Here is a 321-nt window from a genome sequence, read left to right on the forward strand (position 1 = left end):
ATGAAAAAGTTTTGTTTTATATTCGCATTATTGGGTGTATTCGCTTGTTCGGAAGATAAAGATATGACGGCTGATTATTTTAAAGCCCAACAACGGGATAGCCGTTTCTTTGGAAAATGGATATTTGTTGATTCTAATACATTAGAAGAACTTTCCGACTTTACACATAACTATATTGAGGATGGTGAATTACAATATTTCTACCTTACGGGAGAACCATATTATTCTCGAAAAGAATATTATTACACAAAAGGAGATAGACTCTATGTATTAAACCCTGGCTCTGGTTTTAAAGTTTCGGCTTCGGTAAAAGAATTTCGA

1 protein-coding gene is annotated in these 321 nt (G+C 33.3%); it reads left to right on the forward strand.

Annotation, left to right across the window (positions count from 1 at the left end):
* Positions 1-321, forward strand: a 321-nt coding sequence (locus tag CCAND38_RS04700; protein ID WP_042344086.1) for a hypothetical protein, incomplete at both ends; no start/stop codon positions are given.

This window comes from Capnocytophaga canis, from assembly GCF_000827555.1.
In the GTDB taxonomy this organism is placed as follows: domain Bacteria; phylum Bacteroidota; class Bacteroidia; order Flavobacteriales; family Flavobacteriaceae; genus Capnocytophaga; species Capnocytophaga canis.